Raw genomic sequence first — 23,803 nt, forward strand, 5'->3', positions numbered from 1 at the left:
CCTGATCACGAACGACCGGTGGGGGAAACATGGCGAGCACCGAGATGGTCCTGCGGGCCGTCGATCTCGGCGACGGCCGCGACGCGCGGTGGACGGACGAGACGGCGGCGGCGCTGCCCGACCTGCGGGAGGTCATCGCGCGCTGGGTGCCCGAGCCGTCCCGCGTCACCGACGAGGCGGGCGCCGCCGCCGTACGCGACGCGCTGGCCGCCCACATGCCCGGCCTGCTGCCCCTGGTCGAACGCCTCGCCGCGCCGCTCGGCACCGAGGCCGCCCTCGCGCTGCACACCGTCTCCGGCCGCTTCCCGTCCCTGTCCGGCTGTACCGTGCGCGCCCTCGGCGGCGCCCTCGTGCGCAACTACGACTGGCCGCTGGACCGTTCGGACCGCGCCATCGTCCGCTCCGCGTTCCGCCGCGAGGTGATCGGCGTGCGCGAGGGCATGCTCGGGCTGCTCGACGGGATGAACGACGCCGGGCTCGCCGTCGCCCTGACCTGGGGCGGACGCGACGTGCGCGGCCCCGGCTTCGGCATCCCCGTCGTCCTGCGCCACCTGCTGGAGAGCTGCGGCACCGTGGACGAGGCCGTGGACACCCTGCGCGGCATCCCGGTCTGCACCGTGCAGAACGTGGTCCTCACCGATCAGAAGCGGTCGGCCGTCGTCCACCTCGGGCCCGACATCGACACCACCGTCGGCAGTGACACCGACGCCGCCACCGGCGCCTGCGCCGCCAACCACCAGCACCTCCCCGTGTCCGACGAGCACGAACGCGCCACCCGCACCCAGCTGCGCCTGCGCACCGTCCGCGACGCCGGGGACACCCCGGACAGCGTCGTCGCCGCCCTGCTGAGCCCGCCGCTCCACGGCGGCGACTTCACCGGCGGCTGGGGCACCCTCTACACCGCCGACTACCGCCCGGCGCACGGCACCGCCACCTACCACTGGCCCGGCCAGCGCTGGGCGCACTCCCTCGGCGCCTTCACCCCCGGCACGCGCCGCATCCGCCTCGGCCCGCCCGCCTGACCGCCCGGACGGGGCACCACGGGAGGCGGGGTACGCTGGAAGGGTTGCTCGGCGAGGGAAGGACCCCTGTGGTTCGGCCGTAATCGACGCGCGCTCCTTGTAGCAGGTCCGTTTCCGGGCCGGGTGACCAGACGACCGACAACCGACGGTCCCCGTCACGAGGAGTGCACACATGGCTGACGTGAAGATCAGCGCCGAGACCCGTTCCGCGTTCGGCAAGGGCGCGGCCCGCCGCATCCGCGCCACGGGCAAGGTCCCCGCCGTCATCTACGGCCACGGCACCGACCCCGTCCACGTGATCCTCCCGGGCCACGAGCTGATGCTCGCCCTCAAGACCCCGAACGTCCTGATCACCCTGGACATCGAGGGCCGCCAGGAGCTGGTGATCCCCAAGGCCGTGCAGCGCGAGGCGATCCGCGGCTTCCTCGTCCACCTCGACCTCCTGATCGTCAAGCGCGGCGAGAAGGTCACCGTGGACGTGCCGGTCCTGACCGAGGGCGAGCTGGCGCCGGGCGGCGGCCTGCTGGAGCACGTGCTGAACGCGCTGCCGGTCGAGGCCGAGGCCACCAGCATCCCCGAGTCCGTCACCGTCTCCATCGAGGGCCTGGAGCCGGGCGCCTCCATCCTGGCCAAGGACATCTCGCTGCCCAAGGGCACCACGCTCGCCGTGGACGGCGAGGACGTCGTCATCCAGGTGCTCCAGCCGCAGGGCGAGGAGCCGGCCCCCGAGGCCGAGGGCGCCGAGGGCGCCGAGGCCGCGGAGGAGGAGGCCGGCGAGGAGCAGGCCGAGGAGACCGCCAACGCCTGACGCGCCCAGCGCCGCACGCACCACGACGGGCCGCCGGTTCCCCCGGCGGCCCGTCGCCGTTCCCCCGGCTGACAGAATGCGGGGTGTGAACGACGAACCCTGGCTCATCGCCGGGCTCGGCAACCCCGGGCCGCAGTACGCCGCCAACCGGCACAACGTCGGCTTCATGGTCGTCGATCTGCTCGCCGAGCGGATCGGGGGCTCGTTCAAGGCGCACAAGTCGCGCGCCGGCGTGCTGGAGGGGCGCCTCGGCGCACCCGGCACGGACGCGCCGCGCGTCGTGCTGGCGAAGCCGCAGACGTTCATGAACCTCTCCGGCGGGCCCGTGACGGCGCTGAGCACGTTCTACCGCGTGCCGCCCGAGCGGCTCGTCGTCGTGCACGACGAACTGGACATCGACTACGGCGTGCTGCGGCTGAAGCGCGGTGGCGGGGACAACGGGCACAACGGCCTGAAGTCCGTCACCGGTTCCCTCGGCAAGGACTACTACCGCGTGCGCTTCGGCGTCGGCCGCCCGCCCGGCCGGATGGACGTCGCGGCCTTCGTCCTCAAGGACTTCTCCACCGCCGAGCGCAAGGAACTCGACTACTTCGTGGACCGCGCCGCCGACGCCGTGGAAGCGCTGATCACCCAGGGCCTCGAACGGGCCCAGGGCGCGTACAACGGCTGAGAGCCCGTCGGGGGTTGACCGCGCGCACAGCCGTGGCCAAGGATGCCCGTCATGGCTGAAACGCGCCGCAGCTCCGCCCGCCGGGCCGGTGAAAGCGCCTTCGGCGCGCTGCTGCTGACCCGCAACGTGCTCCTGCTCCTCGTCGCGGCCCTGCTGGTCGCCGGTGGCGTCCGGGAGTCGTGGGACCTGGTGCCGCACGCCATGTTCCCCGGCGACCGCGAGCAGGGCGACCTGCTGCTGACCGCCTGCGACCGCGAGGTGTGCAGCGGCCTGTTCGCGCCGGACGGCAGGACCGCCGTCCTGGAACAGGCCATCGGGCGCGAGCCGGGCGAGACGCTGCCGGTCGCGCTCAAGCCGGAGGGCGACGTGGCCGTGCGGACGGGCGCCGCCGGTGCCCTCGTCGCCTGGCTGCCGCTGACCGGCGCCCTGCTGCTCGCCGCCGTCGTCATCGGCGGCGGCCTGCGCTGGCAGCGGACGGCGTGGTCGCTCGCCGCCGTGTCCCTGACGGCGCTCGGCGTCACGTTCGCGCTGGCGATGTGACCACGGGCGCCTCCGGCAGGGCGGCGCGAGGGCGGCGGATCACCATCACCATCACGGTGGCCAGCGCGCAGAGCACCCCCGCCGACGTCCACGCGAGGTCGTAGGACCCGGTGGTGTCCCGGATCGCCCCGGCCGCGTACGCGACGACCGCCGCGCCGATCTGGTGCGACGCCAGCACCCAGCCGAAGACCACACCGCCGTCCGCGCCGAAGTGCTCCCGGCACAGCGCGATCGTGGGCGGGACGGTCGCCACCCAGTCCAGGCCGTAGAAGACGATGAAGAAGAGCATCGGCGGGTGCACGCTGTCGCTCAGCAGCACCGGCAGGAACAGCAGCGAGACGCCGCGCAGCCCGTAGTAGACGGCCAGGAGGCGCCGCGAGTCGTACCGGTCGGTGAGCCAGCCGGAGAACACCGTGCCCACCAGGTCGAAGACCCCGACGACGGCCAGCAGCGAGGCGGCGACCGTGACCTCCATGCCGTGGTCGTGCGCGCCGGGCACGAAGTGGGTGCCGATCAGGCCGTTCGTGGACGCGCCGCAGATGGCGAACGTGCCGGCGAGCAGCCAGAAGACGCCGCTGCGGGACGCGGTGGCGAGGGCGCGCAGCGTACGGCGGGCGGCGCCCGGCGGGGGCGCGGGCGCGGGCGCGTGATCCGGCCCCGCGCCGTACGGCAGCACGCCGAGGTCCTCGGGCCGGTCCCGCATCCGCCACAGCACGAGCGGCACGACCGCCAGCGCCGCCAGCGAGACGGTGAGCGCGGCGGCCTCCCAGCCGGGCCCCTCGGCGAGCAGGCCGACGACGGGCAGGAAGACGAGGTTGCCCGCCGCGCCGCCCGCCGTGAGGATGCCGGTGACCAGGCCGCGCCGCGCGACGAACCAGCGGTTCGCGACGGTCCCCGCGAACGCCAGCGCCATCGAGCCCGAGCCGAGCCCGACCAGCACCCCCCAGCACAGGACCAGCTGCCACTGGCTGGTCATGAAGACGGTCAGGCCGCTGCCCGCCGAGATGAGCACGAGCGCGCCGCAGACGACGGAGCGGATGCCATAGCGCTCCATCAGGGCGGTGGCGAACGGCGCGGTGAGGCCGTAGAGCACGAGGTTCACGGACACGGCGAACGAGATGCTGCCGCGCGACCAGCCGAACTCGTCGTGCAGCGGGTCGATCAGGACACCGGGCGCGGCCCGGAACCCGGCGGCCCCGATCAGCACCAGGAACGCGACGGCGGCCACCCACCAGGCGGGATGGACGCGCGGCGGCGCCCCGGTCTGCGAAGAGATCACCCGACGATCGTCCCGGCGGCGGCCCGCTCCCACGAGTGGCCCGAAGGCCATCATGTGCAAGGATCGGGCCATGCCCGCCCACCCGCACCGCGTCGCCGTCCTGGTCAGGGACGGCATGCTGCCCCTGGAGGTGGGCATCGCGCACCGCATCCTCGGCCGCGCCGCCGACGCCTCCGGACGACGGCTCTACGACGTGCGCACCTGCGCCGTCACCCCCGGCGAGGTCGCCACCGACGCCGACTTCACCGTCAACGTCCCGCACGGCCCCGAGGCGCTCGCCCAGGCGGACACCGTGATCGTCCCCGCCGCGCACGACGCCGACGAGCAGTACGGCCCCGGCGCCCTCCCCGGCCCGCTCGCCGCCGCCCTGGCCCGCGTCCGTCCCGGCACACGGATCGCCTCCATCTGCACCGGCGCGTACGTCCTCGCCGCCGCCGGACTGCTCGACGGGCTGCGCGCCACGACGCACTGGAGCGCGTGCGCCCACTTCGCCGCGCTCCACCCGGCCGTCCACGTCCAGCCCGACATCCTCTACACCGAGAACACCGGCCCCACCGGCCAGATCCTCACCTCGGCCGGGGTCGCCTCGGGCATCGACCTGTGCCTGCACCTCGTGCGCTCCGACTTCGGCGCCCCGGCGGCCAACGCGGTCGCGCGCCGCACCGTCGTCCCCCCGCACCGCGAGGGCGGCCAGGCCCAGTACACCGAACCGCCCGTCCCCGCCCCCCGCGCCGACGCGACCGGCAGGGCGCGCGCGTGGGCCCTCGACCGGCTCGACCGGCCGCTGACGCTGCGCGACCTGGCGGGACAGGAGGGGACGAGCGTCCGCACGTTCACCCGCAGGTTCCGCGAGGAGACCGGGGTGTCGCCGCAGCGCTGGCTGACCCTGCGGCGCGTGGACCGGGCGCGGCGCCTGCTGGAGGAGACCGACCTGCCCGTCGAGCGCGTCGCGGAACGGGCGGGCTTCGGCACGGCCGCGTCCCTGCGGCAGCACATGGGCGCCGTCCTCGGCGTCTCCCCCAGCGCCTACCGCCGCACGTTCCGCGGCGCGACCGGCTGACCACGCCGCCGGAATGCGCGATCCCCCGGCCCGTGGTGTCCTGGGAACGTGTCGCCTACGTCTCTCTCCTACGCCATCCACACCGCGGGCGGGCCCGGCCTGAACAAGGCGTCGGTGCTGGTCATGGGCGACCGCGAGGCCCTCCTCGTGGACGGCCAGTTCACCGTCGCCGAGCAGCACCGCGTCGTGGCGGCCGTCCTGGACAGCGGCAAGCGGCTCACCACCGTCTTCGTCAGCGCCCCCGACCCCGACTGCTACTTCGGGCTCGAAGTGGTCGCCGCCGCCTTCCCCGACGCGCGGATCGTCGCCATGCCCGGCACGGTCGAGCGCATCGCCGCCAGCTGGGCCGAGAAGCGCGAGACCTGGCGCAACCTCGGCCCCAACCTGGCCACCGACATCATCGTCCCCGAGGCCATGACCGGCACGACCCTCGACCTGGAGGGCAGGACGTTCGAGGTGCGCGGCGGCGACCCGGCCGACCCCGCGCTCGCGGCCCGCACCCAGTACCTGTGGCAGCCCGAGGACCGGGCGCTGCTCGGCGGCGTCCTGCTCTTCGCCGGACTGCACGTCTGGACCGCCGACACGCGCTCCCCCGAGGAACGCGCCGACTGGGACCGCGCCCTCGCCGAGGCCCAGGACCTCCAGCCCGGCTACGTCGTCCCCGGCCACCGCGCGCCCGACACCGCCACCGACGCGTCCGCCATCGCGTTCACCCGCGCGTACCTCGCCGCGTTCGACGAGGAGCTGGCCGGGACGGACGGCGCCGCCGCGCTGACGGACGCGATGCGGCGCCGCTTCCCCGGCCTGGACGGCATGCTGAACCTCGACCTCGGGGCCAAGGTCGCCACCGGCGAGATGAGCTGGCGCTGACCCCGGCCCCCGCCGCCCGGGCCCGGCTCAGCCTGTGTTGCGCAGCCCGGCCGCCACACCGTTGACCGTCAGCAGCAGCGCACGCGCCAGCAGCTGGTCCGGCTCCTCGCCCCGCGCCGCCGCCTCGCGCTGCCGGTGCAGCAGCGTGACCTGGAGGTACGAGATCGGGTCGAGGTAGGCGTCCCGGGTGTGCAGGGTGCGCTGGAGCGCCGGGTCGGAGTCCAGCAGGTCCTGCTCGCCGGTGATGCGGAGGATCTCGGCGACGGTGCGCTCGTGCTCGGCCGTGATGACGTCGAAGACATGCCGCAGCTCCTGCGGGACCAGCGTCTCGACGTAGTGCCGCGCGATGCGCAGGTCCGTCTTGGCGAGGGTCATCTCGACGTTGGACAGGAAGTTGCGGAAGAAGTGCCACTCGGCGTACGCCTCGGTGAGCACGTCCTCGAGCCCCGCCTCCCGCGCCGCCGCGAGACCCGTGCCGACGCCGAACCAGCCGGGCACGATCTGCCGCGACTGCGTCCAGCCGAACACCCAGGGGATCGCCCGCAGCCCGTCGAGCCCCGCGCCGGTGTCGGGGCGGCGCGAGGGGCGCGACCCGAGGTGCAGCTCGGCGAGCTGGTCCACCGGCGTGGAGGCGAAGAAGTACGCGGGCAGGTCCGGGTCCTCGACCAGCCGCCGGTACGCGCCGTGCGCCGCCTCCGAGACGGTGTCCATCGCGGCGTCCCAGCGCGTCAGGTCCTCCACGGCCTGGCGCGGCGCGGTGTGCAGCGCGGACGCCTGGAGGGTGGCGCCGACGGTGAGTTCGAGGTTCTCCCTGGCCAGGGCCGGGACGAGGTACTTGTCCGAGATGACCTCGCCCTGCTCGGTCACCTTGATCTCGCCCTCCAGCGTCCCCCACGGCTGGGCGAGGATCGCGTCGTGCGTCGGGCCGCCGCCCCGGCCGACCGTGCCGCCCCGGCCGTGGAACAGCCGCAGCCGCACGCCGTGCCGGTGCGCGACGTCGCGCAGCCGCCGCTGCGCCCGGTGGATCTCCCACTGCGACGTCGTGATGCCGCCGAACTTGGACGAGTCCGAGTAGCCGAGCATCACCTCCTGCACGTCGTCCCGGAGCGAGACGAGCCGCCGGTAGGAGGGGTCCGACAGCATCGAATCGAGCAGCTCGTCGGCGATCTTCAGCTCGTCGGTCGTCTCCAGCAGCGGCACGATGCCGATCCGCGCCCAGCCCGCGTGCAGGTCCACCAGACCCGCCTCGCGCGCCAGCACGGCGGCGGCGAACACGTCGTCCGCGCCCTGGCACATGGAGATGATGTACGTCTCGACGATCTCCGGGCCGAAGGTGTCCAGCGCCCTGCGGACCGTCTCGAAGACGCCGAGGGTCTTGGCGCCCGCGGCGTCCAGCGGCGCGGGCGTCGGCGCCAGCGGGCGGCGGGAGCGCAGCTCGCGGGCCAGCAGCTTCGTGCGGTACTCGCGCGGCATGTCCGCGTACCGCCAGGACTCCTCGCCCAGGCGGTCGAAGAGCTGCCCCAGCGCGTGGTGGTGCGCGTCGGCGTGCTCGCGCACGTCCATGGTCGCGAGCTGGAGGCCGAACGCCGCCAGCGTCCGCATCACGCGCTCGACCCGGCCGTCCGCGATCAGCCCGCCCCGGTGCTCGCGCAGCGACCGCTGGACGACGGCGAGGTCGGCGAGCAGCTCGCCGGTGCCCAGGTAGTCGCGGCCCTCGGCGTGCGGGGTGCCCTCGGCGAGGCGGGTCCTGGTGTTCTGGAGCTTCTGCCGGATGCAGGTGACCTTGAGCCGGTAGGGCTCCTCCGCGTTCAGCCGCTTGTAGCGCGGCGTGATCTCCGGCAGGCGCTCCAGGTCGGCGGCGAGGGAGTCCAGCAGCTCCTGGCTCGCGCCGGAGTTGCGGATCGAGTTGGACAGGGCGCTGCGCAGCTGGTCGATGTGGTGCAGCGCGCCGTTGATGCCGTGCTCGTGCTGGAGGAGGAGGACGTCCCAGGTGACGGTCGGCGTCACGTTCGGGTTGCCGTCGCGGTCGCCGCCGATCCAGGTGCCGAAGGTCAGCGGCCTGCTGCCCGACGGCAGGGGGGCGCCGGCGCGCTCCAGCTCGATCGTGAGGTCCTCCAGCACGTCGCCGACGGCGTCGGCCTGGAGTTCGTCCAGGTAGTAGACGGCGTTGCGCGCCTCGTCGGCGGGCTCGGGGCGGACGACGCGCAGCTCGTCCGTCTGCCAGATGAGGTCGATGTACTCGGCGAGCCGCAGGTCGGTCGAGCGCGCCTCCGAGGCGGGGCGGTCGAGCAGTTCGGCGATCTTGCGGAGCTTGGTGAGGACGGAGCGGCGCGCCGCCTCGGTCGGGTGCGCGGTGAAGACGGGGCGCACGCCGAGGTTGGCGACCGTCTGGCGCAGGTGCGCCGGGTCGGCGTCCTTCAGCATGTCGGCGGTGCGCGACAGGACGCTGCCCTCGGCGGCGCGGCGCTCGCTCAGCTCGCGCCCGCGGTGCACCTGCTCGGTGACGTTGGCGAGGTGGAAGTACGTCGCGAAGGCGCGGACCAGCTTGGCGGCGGTGGCGAGGTCGGTGTCGCCCAGCAGCGCGGCCGCGGCCTCGCCGTCGGTGCGGGTCAGCAGCCGGACGCGCTCGACCAGGTCGAGCAGCTCGGGACCGTCCTGCCGGACGAGGGTCTCGCCCAGAAGATCGCCCAGACGGCGGATGTCGGCACGCAGCGCGGTACTGCTTTCCGGGGCGCCCTTCGTGTCCGGGATGTCTGACACGCCCAGGGGCTCCGGCGCTCTCCTGCTGTCTGGACTGCTCACGGGTGCGGCTCCTCGCAGCTCGTTCTCTCGGCGGATCGTTGGCACGTGGGCGGACCGCGCTGTCCGGTGGGTCAATCGTAGTCAGCCCCGGTCACACGACCGGAAGGGCGCGGTCGGTTCCGGTCGGAGGCCGTGTGGCGCCGTCGCGTACTGCAATACTTACGACACCGTAGGTTACGGTCGCCCGCCGGACCGGCGGCCGTCGGCGGCCGCCCCGCCCCGCGCGGCGCTCCCCCACAGACATCCCCCACCAACTCCCCGGCCGATCCCCCGATTCCCGCCGATTCCCCACGGATTCGCACATCTCCCCGAATTCCCCCGCCGGACACCCTCCGGCAACGCTCCACCCGAGGACGTTCATGAGCTCTTCCCCTGATCTGGCGCCGCCTTCCGCCACCCGCGACCCGCAGCACGAGCCCGGCGGCCCGCCGTCCGCCACCCTCGGCGGCGAGCAGCGCAGCTCGGCCGAGCAGATCGCGCTGCTGCTCTTCATCGTCGTCCCCTTCGTCGCCCTGGTGGCGGCGGTGCCCCTGGCCTGGGGCTGGGGGGTGAGCTGGGTGGACCTGGCGCTGATGACGGTCTTCTACTTCATCGGCTGCCACGGCATCACGATCGGGTTCCACCGCTACTTCACGCACGGCGCGTTCAAGGCCAAGCGGCCGATGCGGATCGCGCTGGCCATCGCCGGGTCGCTCGCGGTGGAGGGGCCCCTCGTCCGGTGGGTCGCCGACCACCGCAAGCACCACAAGCACTCGGACGCCGAGGGCGACCCGCACTCCCCCTGGCGCTACGGCGAGTCGCTGCCCGCGCTGCTGAAGGGCCTGTGGTGGGCCCACATGGCGTGGATGTTCGACACCGAGCACACGAACCAGCAGAAGTACGCGCCCGACCTGATCAAGGACCGGGACATCCGCCGGATCTCGCGGCAGTTCGTGCTGTGGACGGTGGTGTCCCTGCTCACACCGGCGGCGCTCGGCGCGCTGATCACCTGGTCGTGGCAGGGCGCGGTGACCGCGTTCTTCTGGGCCTCGCTGGTCCGGATCGCGCTGCTGCACCACGTCACGTGGTCGATCAACTCGATCTGCCACGCGGTCGGCAAGCGCCCGTTCACGTCGCGCGACCGCTCGGGGAACGTGTGGTGGCTCGCCGTCCTGTCGTGCGGCGAGTCCTGGCACAACCTGCACCACGCCGACCCGACGTGCGCGCGGCACGGCGTGGACCGCTGGCAGCTGGACTCCAGCGCGCGGCTGATCAGCTGGTTCGAGAAGGCGGGCTGGGTGTACGACGTCCGCTGGCCGAAGCAGGCACGTATCGACGCCAAGCGACGCAATCCGGACAGCGATGGTGCGGAAGCGGAACAAAACCGCAAGGAAACGCCCGCGGCCCACGCGGCATGATGGGGAGCGTGGCGACCGACAACAGCATCAAGAACGACGGCAACGACCGGCCCGCCCGCCCCGCGAGGCGGGCCCGTCGGCGCATGACCGGCACGGAACGCCGGGAACAGCTGCTGGACATCGGGCGCACGCTCTTCGCCGAGCGCGGCTTCGACGGCACGTCGGTGGAGGAGATCGCGGCGAAGGCCGGGGTCTCCAAGCCCGTGGTGTACGAGCACTTCGGCGGCAAGGAAGGGCTGTACGCGGTCGTCGTGGACCGTGAGATGACCCGGCTGCTGGAGATGGTGACCAGTGCCCTGACCGCCGGGCACCCGCGCGAGATGCTGGAACAGGCGGCGTTCGCCCTGCTCGACTACATCGAGCAGTCGACGGACGGCTTCCACATCCTGGTGCGCGACTCCCCGGTGGCGCAGGCGACCGGCACGTTCGCGTCCCTCATCGGGGACATCGCCACCCGGGTCGAGGACATCCTCGGCCGCGAGTTCAAGAACCGCGGCTTCGACGCGAAGCTGGCGCCGATGTACGCGCAGGCGCTGGTCGGCATGGTCGCGCTGACCGGGCAGTGGTGGCTGAACGTGCGCCGCCCGAAGAAGGGCGAGGTCGCCGCGCACCTGGTCAACCTGGCGTGGCACGGCCTCCAAGGCCTGGAGCACGACCCGAAGCTCGTCGGCAGACGCCGCACCTGAGCGACGACGCGCCTGCGCCGGGCGCGGCACGGCCCGTGAACGCGGAGCGACCCCCTCCCCGGGGTGAAGTGGGGAGGGGGCCGCCGCTTGCGGAGCACCGGTCAGAAGGCCGAAGAAGCCGGGTCCGCCGGTCCTCAGTGGCGCGAGACGCCGTTCTCCGACAGGACCGACAGGTCCGACAGGAGGTGCGACAGCGGAGCGTCGCCCTGGACCTGGGTGGAGTTGTCGGAGCAGTTCTGGAACGCCTTGTTGTTGAGGAGGTCCTGAACGCCGACGTTGACCAGCGCCACCAGGCTCTGGGCCTCGATCTGCGGCACGGCGATGCAGGGCTTGTTCAGCGAGCCGTTGACCAGGGAGATGTTCGGGCTCATGTAGCCACCGGTGGTGGTGTTGCCGTACGCCTGGCCGGCGCCGTTGCCGTTGACCGTCTGCGGGCCGTTGGCGTCGCCGCCGATGGCCATGGCCGGGGTGGCCACGGCACCGGCCACGCCGAGGGCGGAGGCCGCGACGGCAACCGTGGCAAGCGTCTTCTTGATCACTGGCTTGTCCTTCCGAATGACGGGGTGCCCTGTTCTTGGAGCGACCTGAACAACGCGTACGGAGGGATTCGGTTGCCGCCGTTCACCCGTTCCGACCAATCCGGGGCTTCTCGCGGCGGCTCGTTGACCTGCCGTCCCGCACGGGTGACGGCGTCACCCCCGCCGGGCGACCGCGAAGATCCGGCGGAACGGGAAGACGGTGCCGTGCGGCCCGGCCGGGTAGGCGGCGCGCAGGGCGTCGCGGTACTCGGCGAGGAACGCGTCACGCTCGGCGCGGTCGTCGTCCAGCGCGGTGAGGACCGGGCGCAGCCCCGTGCCCTTCACCCAGTCGAGGACCGGGTCCTCGCCCGGCAGGACGTGGAGGTACGTCGTCTCCCACGCGTCGACGTCGCAGCCGAGCGCGGCCAGGGCGTCGAAGTAGGCGGCGGCGGAGTGCGTCGCGTCCGGGTGGCGCAGGACGCCGCCGAGGCGGTCGCGCCAGCGGGGGGACGCGCACAGCTCGCGCAGGAGGACGTGGCTCGGCGCGTCGAAGTTGCCGGGGACCTGGAAGGCGAGGACGCCGTGCGGGGCGAGGGCGGCGGTCCAGTCGGGGAAGCGGTCCACGTGGCCCGGCACCCACTGGAGCGCGGCGTTGGAGACGATCAGGTCGAACGTCCCGTCGGGCCGCCAGGTGGCGAGGTCGGCGTGCGCGAAGTCGAGGGAGCCGCCCCCGGCGAGCGGGCCGGCGTACGCGCGGGCCTCGGCGAGCATGGCGGGCGAGTTGTCGTAGCCGGTGATGCGGGCGGCGGGGAGGTGCTCGGCGACGACGAGGCTGGGCTTGCCGGGGCCGCAGCCGAGGTCGGCGACGCGCGGGCCCGCCCCGGCGGCGGGGCGCAGCGGGGGGACGCGGGCGAGCAGCTCGTACAGCGGGCGGGTCCGGTGGCCGCTGTGGCGCTGGTACTGGGCGGGGTTCCACTCGACGGGGCCGGGGCCGGGCGCGGGGGTTCGGGACGTCATGACGGCATGCTGCACCGCTTGTCTCTCGACGTCAAGAAACTTGATGTGATGAGACTTTATGTCGTGAGACTTCATATCGACACAACAACTAGACTGTGCCCATGGAGGACGAGGTTGACCGGCTGGTGGCGGCCTGGCGGCGCGAGCGCCCCGACCTGGACGTGGAACCGCTGGAGGTGCTCAGCCGCGTCAGCAGACTGGCCAGGCACCTGGACCGCGCGCGGCGCCTCGCGTTCGCCGAGCGCGACCTCGAACCGTGGGAGTTCGACGTGCTCACCGCGCTGCGCCGCGCGGGCAGCCCGTACCAGCTCTCCCCCGGCCAGCTGCTGACGCAGACCCTCGTCACCTCCGGCACCATGACCAACCGCATCGACCGGCTCGCCAAGAAGGGCCTCGTCGAGCGGCTGCCCGACCCCAGCGACCGGCGCGGCGTCCTCGTCCGGCTGACGGAGGCGGGCCAGCGCCAGGCGGACGAGGCGCTCGCCGGGCTGCTGACCCAGGAACGCGCCCTGCTGGGCGACCTGACCGCCCAGCAGCGCCGCGAACTCGCCACCCTCCTGCGGGTGCTGACCGCCCCGTTCGACAACATCCCGATCTGACGGCGGCGCGCCCGGCTCTCAGCCCAGGTCGCGCCGCGCCAGGTCGTCCAGGGACTCCCGGCGCACCAGCAGCCGCGACCGCCCCTCCCCCACGCCCACCACGGGCGGGCGGCCGACCATGTTGTACGCGGACGCCATCGACAGGTGGTACGCGCCCGCCACCGGCAGCGCCAGCAGGTCGCCCGGCCGCACGTCGCCCGGCAGCGGCACGTCGCGGGCGAGCACGTCGCCCGCCTCGCAGTGCCGCCCGACGACCGTCACCGGCCGTGGGCCGGCCTCCGGGCGGCGGCCGATGAGCCGGGGCGCGTACCGCTCGCCGTACAGGGCGGGGCGCGGGTTGTCGCTCATGCCGCCGTCCACCGCGACGTACGTGCGGTCCGCCACGCCGTGCTTGACCGTCAGGACCCGGTAGAGCGCGACGCCCGCCGGACCCGCCACGGCGCGGCCCGGCTCGACGGCCAGGCGCGGCGCGGGCAGGCCGTTCGCCGCGCAGCTCTCCATCAGCTCGGCCCGCAGGCGCGGCGCGAGGGCGCGGATGTCCAGCTCCTCGTCGCCAGGCCGGTACGCGACGCCGTGGCCGCCGCCCAGGTTCAGCTCCGGCAGGACCGCGCCGTACTGGTCGCGGACCCGGGCGAGCAGCCCGACGAGGCGGCGCACCGCCGAGAGGTACGGCTTGGGCGAGGTGATCTGCGAGCCCAGGTGGCAGTGCAGGCCCACCAGTTCGAGGCGCGGCTGCGCCAGGACGCGCCCGATGGCGTGCTGCGCCGAGCCGTCCGGCAGCGCGAGGCCGAACTTCTGGTCGAGCGTGCCCGTGCGCACCTTCTCGTTCGCCCCGGCCGCGATGCCGGGCGCCACGCGGAGCAGCACCTTCTGGCGGGACCCGCGCGGGACCTGCGCGGCCAGCCGCACGATCTCCTGCGTGCTGTCGATCACGATCCGGCCGACGCCCAGGCGCAGCGCGGCGCGCAGGTCCTCGGGGCTCTTGGCGTTGCCGTGCAGCACCATGCGCTCCGGCGGGAAGCCGGCGACGACGGCCAGCTCCATCTCGCCCGCCGAGCAGACGTCGAGGCCGAAGCCCTCCTCCTCGATCCAGTGGACGAGGGCGCGGCACAGGAACGCCTTGGCCGCGTAGTAGAGGTCGGTGTCGTGGAAGGCCGCGCGGTAGGCGCGGCAGCGGTGCCTGATCTCCGTCTCGTCCAGGACGTACGTGGGCGTCCCGTGCCGTTCGGCCAGCTCGGCGAGGCGGACGCCGCCGACGAGCATGTCGCCGCCGTCCGCGGCGAACTGGGCGGAGTGCGGCCAGACGGCCAGGTCGGGGACGCGGAGCGGGCCGTGGGACCTCGCCTGCGCGGGGACGCGCGGGGCGGCCGGGGGGAGCTGGGAGCGGGTCTGCTGCGGACTGATCTGTGTGGTCATGCGGGTGGACCTCCCGTCACGCGGCAGCGAGCGCCCGGCGCGGCGCGCGGTTGGCGGCCGGGGCGGCGAGCTGCGGGTCAAGGGTGAGTGCGGTGGTGCCGAGGGGCGCGGTGAGCGCGCGGAGGGCGGGTTCCGACAGGCGGATCCAGCCCTGCCAGGGGCCGAGCGCGGCGGTCAGGCGTGCTTCCGTGGTGAAGGCGACGGCGGTGCGGACGCCTTCGGGGTCGCGGAAGAGGCGGACCACGCATCCGGCGGGACCCGGCCGGACGGGTACCCAGAGGGGTCCGGCCGGGCCCCGATCGCAGGGGTCGGCTTCCCCCGGGTCCCCGGCGGCGTCGCCGGGGGACGAGGCGGGAGTCGTACGAGTGTTCGTACGGAGAGGCATCGTGTGCGCTCCAGGAATGCGTGACGTGCTGCGGGTGCCCGCCGCCCGCTCGGGGCGGCGTACATGCGACGTTATGCGCGGTTCCACGGGTGCGGCGGGGCGCTGACAGGCCCTTGACGCGCGGCGCGCCGCCGTTGACGCGACCGCTACTCGCGGGCCGCCGCGGGGCGGGGTGGGGCGGACGCGGACGTGTCTCCGCGCGGGAGGGGCCTCGTGCTCATGCGGAACTCCTCTGGGGCACGACGAAGGGCCACGGCGGGCCGGGTGCGGATGGAGTCGGCAGAGGGCGGTCAAGGGGCGTCCCGGCCCCTCCCCTGTCCTGGTGCCTCGCTGCCGAGGTCCGCCCCCGTCGCGACGCACGGCACGGCACCTCGCTGCGCTGCCGCCTCACCCAAGTGCGCCCGGCACGAGGGCGATCCGGCACCTTGCGATGCACCGCACCGGCCGCCGCTCCTGCACGGGCAGACCTCGGCCGACGTGGCACCATCCAGTGTCCGCCGGTCGCGGAGTGCCGGGAAGGGAGTGTTTGCGCCAAAGCGTACGAATGCCGCGCGCCGGGGGCGCGGACCGCCACCGGCCGCGCGGCGGCGCGTACGACGGCGCGGGCGGCGGCCGTGCCGGTGTCCCGGAGCCGCCCGGCCCGCCGTACTCAGTACGCCTTGACGCGGTGGCGCAGCTCGTCCAGGGCCGCCGCCATGGGCCGCCCGTCGGTGGACTCGCGCCCCCCGTCGATCCACCACGGGACACCAGGACCGGCGGACTCCACGACGTCCCGGGCGGCCTGTTCGTACGGCTTCGCCTCCTTGCTGCCGGGCTCGGCGCCCTCGGGAGCCGTGGTGCCGCTCGTGACCAGCGCCGCGGGGCCCGCGTCGTCCGACACCGACTGCGACAGCAGGCTGTCGCGGAAGGCGGGGTCGGCCAGCAGTTCGGCGGACAGCTCCTTGTTCAACGACACCGTGTGCAGCACGTCGCCGATCGTGTAGTGGACGGTCCCCTGCACCGGTCTGCCGAACATGCTGTTCCGGGCGTCCTCGGGCGACTCCGCCGGCCCCATGGCGGCGACGGCCACCGTCGCCAGATCGCGGCCCCAGTGGTCGCCGGGAGCGACGCGCGCGGACGCCATGAGGTCGCTGAAGAGGCCCATCTCGGACGGCTCCAGGGGATCGGAGCTGAGTGCGGGGGCCGGTTCCTGGAGCCAGCCGGGGTTGGAGTTGTAGACGAAGCGCCGCGCGAGGTACGGGACGTCGTCCGCGCTGTCCGGATCGTGCGGATCGATGCCGCCTATCGCGGGGTTCAGCAGCATGTTCACGCTGTCGGCCAGCCGCTCGTACACGACTCTTCTGCGGCCCTGCTCCCCGGGGTCAGGCGCTTCCGGGGAGAAGCTGTCGAAGTTCAGGTCGCCGGCGAAGTCCTTCCCCAGGGTGCTGTGCAGAAGGATCAGGTAGTCCCGTTCGGCCTCGGTCAGGTCCCTGCGTGCCGCGCCCGGTTCGTCCCCCGGGCCGTAGACCGAGCGGAAGATCGCCTCCAGGCCGGCGGAGTACCGCAGCGCCAGGTCGTGGTCCATGGGCTCGCGCGAGTCGAACTGGTCACGCAGCCCCTCCGCGGCCCAGACCGCCATCTCGGGGCTGAGCCAGACGTCCAGCGGCCCGCCCGTGAGGTCGAAGCCGGTCGGACCGAGTTCGGCCGCCGTGGAGGCGAGGTAGCCCCGGTAGCTGTTGATGGCGTCGTCGATGTCGGAGGTGGCCTTCTCCGCGTCCTCGACGGCCGCCGAGAAGTGGCGCCCCCTGATCTCGGAGATGTCGTCCTCGCTCAGGTGGAACCGCCCGTCGCGCGCCACGGGGACGATGGAGAACCCGTTCACCGGGATCGACAGCTCGCCGGGGACGCCGCCGGCGTTCTCGCCGAACAGCGCGTTCATGTCGTCGACCTTCCCCCGGGCCGCCCGGTAGTCGGCGCGTGCCTTGGCGAGGTGCTCCTTGTACCGGTCGTCGAGCTGTCCCGGTCCGTGGACGCGGTCGCGGACCTCCTCCTCGGCGCGGACGGCCCGGTTGATCACCTTGATGAGCAGCCGCACGGTGTTGTCCACGTCGTCCCCGCCCAGTGCCTGGTCGGTGGCCCTGATCCGGCCCTCGGCGTCCACGAGGCTGTCGCCGTCGACGGAGCCCGCGTCGGCGGCGAGTTCGGTGGCGCGGCGGGACAGGTCGCTCACCTTCGAGACCTCGGACGCCGCCCGCAGGTACGCGGCGGCGGCGTCCGCCATGTCGTCGGTGTCGATCTCCGCCACGAACTTCCCGCTGTCCGTCCAGGGAGCCCTCCACTCCCCCTCGACGTCTTTCCGGCTGAAATCGACCGCATGGTCAGCCATGTCGCCCCCGCAAACTCCGCAGTGTTGGTGAGGTGCGGATCGTACTGGGCGCCGAGCTGTTTTCGCACGGGTCTTCGACCCTCGGGCCTACTGCCCCGAGGGCGCCGACGAGCGTTGCCTTCTGTGAAGCCGCCGTGCCTCGGCGCCCGGGGTGGGGTCAGGCGGCGGGCGGGGTGGCCTGGAGGTTGTAGACCGCGGTGACCGGGGCGTGGTCGGACCAGCGCTCGGCGTGGGTCGCGGCGCGCTCCACGTACGCCTTGACGCAGCGGGCGGCCAGCCCAGGCGTCGCCATGTGGTAGTCGATGCGCCAGCCCGTGTCGCGGTCGAACGCCTGGCCGCGGTAGGACCACCAGCTGTACGGGCCCTCCTGCGCCGGGTACTGCGCGCGGACGACGTCCGTGTAGCCGCCGTCGTCCGGCGCCAGGACGCGCGTGAGCCAGGCGCGTTCCTCGGGGAGGAAGCCGGAACTCTTGCGGTTCGCGCGCCAGTTCTTGAGGTCGGCCTCGCGGTGCGCGATGTTCCAGTCCCCGCAGACGAGGACCTCGCGGCCCGCCGCGGCGGCGCGGGCGCGCAGGGCGGTGAGGTAGGGGAGGAAGGCCGCCATGAAGCGTTCCTTCTCGGCCTGGCGCTCCGTGTCCACCTCGCCGGACGGCAGGTAGAGGCTGGCCACCGTCACGCCCGGCAGGTCCGCCTCGACATAGCGCCCCGACGCGGCGAACTCCGGCGCGCCGAAGCCGACGCGCACCGCCTCCGGCTCCCGGCGGGTCAGCAGCGCGACGCCCGCGCGGCCCTTCGCGGCGGCCGGGGCCCAGACGGCGTGCCAGCCCTCGGGGCGGCGCACGGCCTCGGGCAGCTGGTCCTCCAGGGCGCGGACCTCCTGGAGGCACACGACATCGGCGTCCGTCCCGGCGAGCCAGGGGAGGTAGCCCTTGCCCGCGGCGGCGCGCAGGCCGTTCACATTCACGGTCGTCACGGTGAGCACGGGACGAGCCTACGCGGGGCGGACGGGAGCCGGGACGGGCGTCCCGTACCCGTTTGCTCCGCGAAACGACCGGGGCGCGCCGACGCGGGGCGTGCCGCACCGCACAAGGTGGTTACCGCGCGGGCGACTTGGTCGCTAGGCTGCCGGGAAGACCGTGACAGTGCACTTTGCGGGGGCGATGTGACCGAGCGGACACCGGTGGATTTCACCCGGGACGATGTCGAACGCGGCGGCTGGGCCCCGTGGACGACGAGCGAGAAGTTCGGCGCCGAGCTGGACACCGACGACATGGCGGACACCGCCGCCGCCTACCTGCGGGCCGCGTCCGAGGTCTCGGACGTCGGCGACCTGTCCCGCCGCGCCACCGAACTCGCCGCCGACGCGGGCTGCCTCGACGGCGACAGCCTCGTGGACGGCGAGGGCCGGATCAGGGCCACCGACGAGGCACTCGGCGAGGACGGCGTGGACGGCACCGTGCGGCTCCTCGTCCGCACGATGAACCAGGCCCTCAAGGCCGGGGAAGAGGTGGCCGAACTGGTCCACGGCGGCGGCAGGCTGGACGAGCGCTTCGCGAACCGCCTGGAGGCGGCGCGCGGCGCGTACAAGAGCGCCGTGTCGCAGATCGCCGCCCTGAACGCGGACATCCCGCCGGGCAAGGCACTGCTGCCGCCCTGGCCGGTCACGACGCCCGGCTTCTCGTTCACCGCCGAGGCGACCGGCGGGGCGTACACCCTCCCGGCGACGGCGGCCGACGGCATCCGGCGGCACCACCTGACGGCCGCGCGCCAGGACGCGGCGGTCACCGGCAAGGACGTCGCGGACACCATCGAGGTCTACCGGCGCGGCCTCACCGCCGCCGCGGCGGAACTCGACAGCACCTACGGCTTCGACCTCACCGGCGGCCCGCTGAAGCTGTGGACCACGCCGGACATGGCGATCTGGGCGGCGGAGGGGCTGAAGCACCCCCGGCTGGAAGACGGGCGCGCCTGGAACACCGAGGACCGCCTGCGCTACACGGAGGGTCTCGACGCGATCGTCCGCTCGGTCTTCGGCACGGGCGGCGACCCCGGCGCGCCGGTGCGGGACATGACCCGGGACGAACGCGCGTACCTCCTCGCCTTCTACAAGGCCCTGGGGCAGGAGACGGACGCCATGGGCATGAGCGCCCTGTCCCCGCTGAGCGGGCCCCTCGCCGAGCCCGCCGACGAGGGGCGCCGCACGGAGGTCTTCCAGCGGCTGGCCAACGGCGTCACCATGCTGCTGAACCCGGAGATCGGCGGCATCGACCCGCGCGACCCGGACGCGCGCGACGACCTGCCGGCCTCGGTGCGCCGCTTCGTCTACGACGAGCCGCGCTACGACTGGAGCGCCGAGCCTGGCCCCGGCGGCGCGGACGCGCACTGGCGCGCCATGGAGGACCTGCGGCTGTTCGGCGACCTCATGGGAACGGCGAGCGTCGGCCCCGGCGAGCACTTCGGCCGCGACCTGGCCGGGGCGGCGGTGCGCATCCAGGACGAGCTGATCGACTCCCCGGTGGACTGGGCCGCGCACGACCTGCCGCGGCCCGGCGACGGGGGCCCCGAGGGGATGCTCAGGGCGGTCTCGGAGAACGGCGCGCTGTCCGCCGCGCTGCTGGCCGACGAGTCGTTCGGCGACGGCCTGCTCGGCGTGCCGTGGGAGGAGGGCGTGGGCCCGGGGCTGCTGGTCGAGAGCGGGACGACGCTCCCGCCGGGGGTCGAGCCCGGCAGCGCGGCGGCGCGCCCGTACGAGCGCGCGACCGAGGAGTTCGCGGCGCGCGCCACCCGGGGCGACGGCGACGGCTGGACGGTCCGGCCGGGGGCGTGGCGGCTGGCGCAGGCGGTGGACGACGTGGTGGAGCGCGCCGGGGCGCGGTGAGGCGGCGTTCGCGGAAGGCAAAGGATGGACGGCGCGGTGCTGCCGGACTCCGGGGGCAGGAAAGGCTTACGGTGCGGGGGCTTTCCTGAGTAGGCTCCGCACTCACCATCACTGGGTTCTTTGCGGGAGCGACATGGCCGAGCAGACACCGGTCGATTTCAGCCGGGAGGAGATCGAGGCGGAGAGCGACTCCTACCCGAGCAGCAGGCCATGGGCGATGAGCAAGAAGTTCGGCAGCGAGATCGACGCCGACGACATGGCCGACAGCGCGGCGGCCTACCTGCGGGCCGCCTGCGAGGTCTCGGACGTCGGCGACCTGTCCCGCCGCGCCACCGCACTGGCCGCCGACGCCGGCTCCGTCGACGGGGACACGCTCGTCGACGGCGACGGACGGATCAGGGCCACGGACCAGGCACTCGGCAAGGGGGAGGTGGACGAGACCGTCCGCGCGCTCTTCAAGGCCGTCAACCGGGCGATCGCGGCCGAGGAGGAGGTCCACGACCGTGTGTGGGGCCCGGGACAGTGCGAGGACACGTTCAAGAAACACCTGGCCGCGGCGCGTGCCGACTACCACGCGGTCATGGCCGAGGTGAAGGCGCTGGGAGCGCCGATCGAGCCGTACGACGACGAGCCCCTGTCACGGACGGTGAACGGCTTCACGTTCACCGCCGAACCGTACGGCGAGGGGTACGTCCCCGCCGCCGGTGTCCTCACCCGGCTCAGGAAACGCCACTACGACGAGGCCGTGGCGGACGCCGAGGGCGCGGCGTGGGACATCCACGACGCCATCCACAGCTACCGCAAGGACCTCGCCTCCGCCGCCGCCGAACTCGACCCGACGGGCTTCGACCTCACGGGCGGGCCGCTGAGGATGTGGCTCACCCCGGAGATGGCGGCCTGGGCGGCGGAGGGGCTGATCGGGCAGTTCGAGAACGCCGGGTCCCTCGACCTCGGCCTGGTGGCGCAGTACACCGACGGCCTCGACGCGATCTTCCGCTCGGTCTACGGCGGGGACGAGCCGGGCGCGCCACTGCGGGACATGACGGCGGCGGAACGGCGCTACCTGCTCGCGTTCCACCGCATCCTGGGCGAGGACGGCGGCCCGTACGGCCGCGACTACCTGACCGGCCTCGTCTCCGGACTCGTCCCGCTCGACCCCGGGGACGAGGGGCGCAGGCGGGTCGTGTTCGAGCGGCTGGCCGACAGCGTGACCATGCTGCTGGACCCGGAGATCGGCGGCATCGACCCGCGCGACCCGGACGCGCGCGACGACGTCCCGTCCTCCGTGCGGCGCTGGGTGTACGGAGAGCCGGACATCGAGTGGCTGAAGCCCGTCACCGACCGCCCCAGCGGCGCGGAGATCTGGGACATGCAGCAGCTCACCGGCTTCGGCGACCTCATGTCGGCCGGGCGCCTCACCCACGGCGAGCACCTGGGCAGGGACATGGCGGAAGCGGCCGTGCGCCTCCAGGGGCGCATGGACCGGACGGACATGGACTGGGGCGAGTGGACCGACCCGCGGCAGGACCTGGCCGGTCCCGACAACATGCTGCGGGCCGTGTCGGCGGACAAGGAGCTGTCCGCCTCCCTGCTGACCGACCCGGTCTTCCGCGAAGGGCTGCTGTCGCGGTCGTGGCCGGCGGGCGCGGGCCCCGCGATGCTGATCGAGAGCGGCACGACACCCCCCGAGGGCGCCGCGCCCGGCAGCGCGGAGGCGCGGCCGTACGAACGGGCCGCCCGGGAGGTCGCGGAGGCGGGGTCGGGGGCGGGCGTCCCGTGGTGGATCGAGCGGGGCGGCATGTCGCCCGGGGGGCAGCGGGTGGAGGCGGCCCTGGCGGACGTGCGGGACCGTGCCGGGGTGCCGGCGGCCGGGGGCGTGCGGTGACCGCGCGGGCCACCGGCGGCGGCTTCGTACGATGGCCGTATGACGATAGTGACCGCCCGGTTCGACGACCCCGACGCGCGCATGCTGAACGATCTCGTGCAGGCGGAGTACGCCGAGCGGTACGGCGGTGAGGGGGACGTCACGCCGCTCGACGCCGGGATGTTCGTCCCGCCGCACGGGCTCTACCTGCTGGTCTACGACGACGCGGGCCGTCCCGTGGGCACCGGCGCGTGGCGCGCGCACGAGGCGGCCGAGGAGGGCTACGCGCCGGGCGACGCCGAGCTGAAGCGCATGTTCGTCCGGCGGGAGGCCCGTGGGCGCGGGCTGGCCCGCAAGGTGCTCGCCCGGCTGGAGGAGGAGGCGCGGGCCGCCGGCCGCACGCGGCTGGTCCTGGAGACCGGCACGCGGCAGCCGGAGGCCATCGGGCTCTACCGCAGCAGCGGCTTCACCGAGCTGCCCTTCGAGCAGGGCTTCGGGACCTACCGGGACTCGCCCGAGAGCGTGTTCTTCGCCAAGTCGCTGCTGCCCTGACCATCCTGGCCACGGGCCCCGCGGCGGGCGCCGAGCAGCATCGCCGCGATCCCGAGGACCGTCCACACGGCGAGGACCGCGAGGGAGAACGCGCCCCCGGCGCCGTCGAAGAAGGACACCGAGCGCAGCAGGGACGTTCCCGCGCCGGTCGGGAGCAGGCGGCCGAGGGTGGAGGCGGGCTCGGGCAGCAGCTCGGGGGCTGACCCGGCGCCCGACCAGGGGTTCCCGAGCAGCATCACGATGAGCGCGCCGATCCCGATCCCGGCCGGGCCGATCAGCGTGGCGATGCCCGCGACGGTGGCGCCGCCCGCGAGGACCATCAGGGCGAGGACCCCGGCCACGGCGAACCAGTTCCCGGCCAGCACGCCGAGCCAGCTCAGGCCGATCGCGGCGCCCACGGCGCCGACCAGCACGGCTGCGGCGGCGAGCGTGAGGACACCCGTCAGCCCGCGGATGCCGATCGTCACGACCAGCGCGCCACCCGCGATGCCCGCGATGGCCAGCGGCAGGACGCTCGTGTTGAACGCGGCGCCGCGCGGGTCACCCTCCGGCGCGGGCACGACGTCGGTCACCCGCACGTCGGTGCCGGGAGGCGCCTGGTCCTGGGCGGCCTGGGTGAGGAGCTGGGCCACGACGGGCCCGCCCGCCGTGGCGGTCAGCACGTCCATGCGGCCCTCGCCGCCCCCGGGGCCGCCCGACAGGACGAACGCGCCGTAGACCTCGCGGTCCTCGACGGCGGCGCGCGCCTCGTCCCCGTCGTCGTAGACGTGGACGTCGAAGGCGCCGTCCGCCTCCCGGAGCGCGTCCGCGACCTGCCCGGCGGCGGCCGGGGGCCCGGCGACGCCCACGGGCAGGTCGTTCGGCGCGGTGCGTGCCGCGGGCCACGCGAAGGCCCAGATGGCGAAGGCGACGAACACCGGGAGGCCCAGGACGACCGCGGCCAGCCGGCTGCGCGGGACGGAGGGGCGGGGTGCTGCCTGCACGGGGTGCCTCCAAAAAGAAGGATCGTTCGTTTTTCTGCGCGCCCCACCGTGCGGCACCGGGCCGCCCCTTGTCAAGAAACGAACGTTCGTTT

At 74.0% G+C, this 23,803-nt stretch carries 21 protein-coding genes; 12 read left to right on the plus strand and 9 right to left on the minus strand.

Annotated elements, in window-relative coordinates; translation table 11 throughout:
- The first annotated feature begins 29 nt into the window (after positions 1–29).
- The 4 genes from ACIBPC_RS18005 (at position 30) to ACIBPC_RS18020 (ending at position 3,040) form a co-directional block, all read left to right on the plus strand.
- Positions 30–1,022, plus strand: a complete 993-nt coding sequence (locus ACIBPC_RS18005) for a C45 family autoproteolytic acyltransferase/hydolase (protein ID WP_398845693.1) — start codon at positions 30–32, stop codon at positions 1,020–1,022.
- A gap of 172 nt (positions 1,023–1,194) precedes the next feature.
- Positions 1,195–1,830, plus strand: coding sequence for a 50S ribosomal protein L25/general stress protein Ctc (locus ACIBPC_RS18010; RefSeq protein ID WP_398845696.1), 636 nt, complete (start codon positions 1,195–1,197; stop codon positions 1,828–1,830).
- 76 nt (positions 1,831–1,906) lie between these two features.
- Complete coding sequence (pth, locus tag ACIBPC_RS18015) at positions 1,907–2,500, plus strand: aminoacyl-tRNA hydrolase (protein WP_362958181.1); 594 nt, start codon at positions 1,907–1,909, stop codon at positions 2,498–2,500.
- Between the two features lie 51 nt (positions 2,501–2,551).
- Entirely contained in the window at positions 2,552–3,040 is a 489-nt protein-coding gene (locus ACIBPC_RS18020) for a hypothetical protein (RefSeq protein ID WP_398845699.1), read from the plus strand.
- Here ACIBPC_RS18020 and ACIBPC_RS18025 read toward each other — a convergent pair.
- A complete protein-coding gene (locus ACIBPC_RS18025) occupies positions 3,018–4,370 on the minus strand; it encodes an MFS transporter (protein ID WP_398846556.1) in 1,353 nt (450 codons plus the stop codon). The two genes, ACIBPC_RS18020 and ACIBPC_RS18025, sit on opposite strands and share 23 nt — an antisense overlap.
- Positions 4,371–4,389: 19 nt before the next feature.
- Here ACIBPC_RS18025 and ACIBPC_RS18030 point away from each other — a divergent pair, with 19 nt between their 5' ends.
- Both ACIBPC_RS18030 and ACIBPC_RS18035 read left to right on the plus strand, forming a co-directional pair.
- Positions 4,390–5,379: a GlxA family transcriptional regulator gene (locus ACIBPC_RS18030; RefSeq protein ID WP_398845701.1), complete on the plus strand. Its 990-nt coding sequence runs from the start codon at positions 4,390–4,392 to the stop codon at positions 5,377–5,379.
- Between the two features lie 48 nt (positions 5,380–5,427).
- The gene (locus tag ACIBPC_RS18035) at positions 5,428–6,249 is read left to right on the plus strand and encodes an MBL fold metallo-hydrolase (protein WP_398845704.1); all 822 of its coding nucleotides are present in this window, start codon (positions 5,428–5,430) and stop codon (positions 6,247–6,249) included.
- A 27-nt stretch (positions 6,250–6,276) separates the two neighbouring features.
- On the opposite strand, the gene ppc is transcribed toward ACIBPC_RS18035, so the two are convergent.
- Positions 6,277–9,051, minus strand: coding sequence for a phosphoenolpyruvate carboxylase (gene ppc / locus ACIBPC_RS18040; RefSeq protein ID WP_398845707.1), 2,775 nt, complete (start codon positions 9,049–9,051; stop codon positions 6,277–6,279).
- A 359-nt stretch (positions 9,052–9,410) separates the two neighbouring features.
- On the opposite strand from ppc, the gene ACIBPC_RS18045 reads away from it, so the two are divergent.
- Positions 9,411–10,448: an acyl-CoA desaturase gene (locus ACIBPC_RS18045; RefSeq protein WP_398845710.1), complete on the plus strand. Its 1,038-nt coding sequence runs from the start codon at positions 9,411–9,413 to the stop codon at positions 10,446–10,448.
- On the plus strand, positions 10,445–11,134 hold the full coding sequence (locus ACIBPC_RS18050) for a TetR/AcrR family transcriptional regulator (RefSeq protein WP_362958199.1): 690 nt from the start codon (positions 10,445–10,447) through the stop codon (positions 11,132–11,134). Before ACIBPC_RS18045 ends, ACIBPC_RS18050 begins: the two co-directional genes overlap by 4 nt.
- A 134-nt stretch (positions 11,135–11,268) precedes the next feature.
- On the opposite strand, the gene ACIBPC_RS18055 is transcribed toward ACIBPC_RS18050, so the two are convergent.
- Together ACIBPC_RS18055 and ACIBPC_RS18060 are read right to left on the minus strand one after the other, a co-directional pair.
- Positions 11,269–11,673, minus strand: a complete 405-nt coding sequence (locus tag ACIBPC_RS18055) for a rodlin (protein ID WP_362958202.1) — start codon at positions 11,671–11,673, stop codon at positions 11,269–11,271.
- A gap of 153 nt (positions 11,674–11,826) precedes the next feature.
- Positions 11,827–12,669: a trans-aconitate 2-methyltransferase gene (locus ACIBPC_RS18060; protein WP_398845715.1), complete on the minus strand. Its 843-nt coding sequence runs from the start codon at positions 12,667–12,669 to the stop codon at positions 11,827–11,829.
- 101 nt (positions 12,670–12,770) lie between these two features.
- On the opposite strand from ACIBPC_RS18060, the gene ACIBPC_RS18065 reads away from it, so the two are divergent.
- Positions 12,771–13,268, plus strand: a complete 498-nt coding sequence (locus ACIBPC_RS18065) for a MarR family transcriptional regulator (RefSeq protein WP_362958208.1) — start codon at positions 12,771–12,773, stop codon at positions 13,266–13,268.
- A gap of 18 nt (positions 13,269–13,286) precedes the next feature.
- Here the strand turns inward: ACIBPC_RS18065 and lysA are convergent, their stop codons facing one another.
- The 4 genes from lysA to ACIBPC_RS18085 all read right to left on the minus strand — a co-directional run bounded on the left by lysA (position 13,287) and on the right by ACIBPC_RS18085 (position 18,416).
- Positions 13,287–14,684: a diaminopimelate decarboxylase gene (gene lysA / locus ACIBPC_RS18070; RefSeq protein WP_398845718.1), complete on the minus strand. Its 1,398-nt coding sequence runs from the start codon at positions 14,682–14,684 to the stop codon at positions 13,287–13,289.
- A gap of 16 nt (positions 14,685–14,700) precedes the next feature.
- Positions 14,701–15,069 carry an SAV_915 family protein gene (locus ACIBPC_RS18075; protein ID WP_362958214.1) on the minus strand — a complete coding sequence of 123 codons (369 nt, stop codon included), beginning with the start codon at positions 15,067–15,069 and terminating at the stop codon, positions 14,701–14,703.
- Between the two features lie 649 nt (positions 15,070–15,718).
- Complete coding sequence (locus ACIBPC_RS18080; RefSeq protein WP_398845722.1) at positions 15,719–17,434, minus strand: hypothetical protein; 1,716 nt, start codon at positions 17,432–17,434, stop codon at positions 15,719–15,721.
- Positions 17,435–17,591: 157 nt separating this feature from the next.
- Positions 17,592–18,416, minus strand: a complete 825-nt coding sequence (locus ACIBPC_RS18085) for an exodeoxyribonuclease III (RefSeq protein WP_398845725.1) — start codon at positions 18,414–18,416, stop codon at positions 17,592–17,594.
- 198 nt (positions 18,417–18,614) lie between these two features.
- Between ACIBPC_RS18085 and ACIBPC_RS18090 the strand changes: the two genes are divergently transcribed.
- The 3 genes from ACIBPC_RS18090 to ACIBPC_RS18100 all read left to right on the plus strand — a co-directional run bounded on the left by ACIBPC_RS18090 (position 18,615) and on the right by ACIBPC_RS18100 (position 22,728).
- A complete protein-coding gene (locus ACIBPC_RS18090; RefSeq protein ID WP_398845728.1) occupies positions 18,615–20,312 on the plus strand; it encodes a hypothetical protein in 1,698 nt (565 codons plus the stop codon).
- A 133-nt stretch (positions 20,313–20,445) separates the two neighbouring features.
- Positions 20,446–22,197, plus strand: a complete 1,752-nt coding sequence (locus ACIBPC_RS18095; RefSeq protein WP_398845731.1) for a hypothetical protein — start codon at positions 20,446–20,448, stop codon at positions 22,195–22,197.
- Positions 22,198–22,236: 39 nt separating this feature from the next.
- Positions 22,237–22,728, plus strand: coding sequence for a GNAT family N-acetyltransferase (locus ACIBPC_RS18100; protein ID WP_398845734.1), 492 nt, complete (start codon positions 22,237–22,239; stop codon positions 22,726–22,728).
- On the opposite strand, the gene ACIBPC_RS18105 is transcribed toward ACIBPC_RS18100, so the two are convergent.
- Entirely contained in the window at positions 22,677–23,711 is a 1,035-nt protein-coding gene (locus ACIBPC_RS18105; RefSeq protein WP_398845737.1) for an ABC transporter permease, read from the minus strand. The genes ACIBPC_RS18100 and ACIBPC_RS18105 overlap by 52 nt on opposite strands.
- Positions 23,712–23,803: the final 92 nt, after the last annotated feature.

It is taken from the genome of Streptomyces sp. NPDC049879, from assembly GCF_044461265.1.
Lineage (GTDB): Bacteria > Actinomycetota > Actinomycetes > Streptomycetales > Streptomycetaceae > Streptomyces.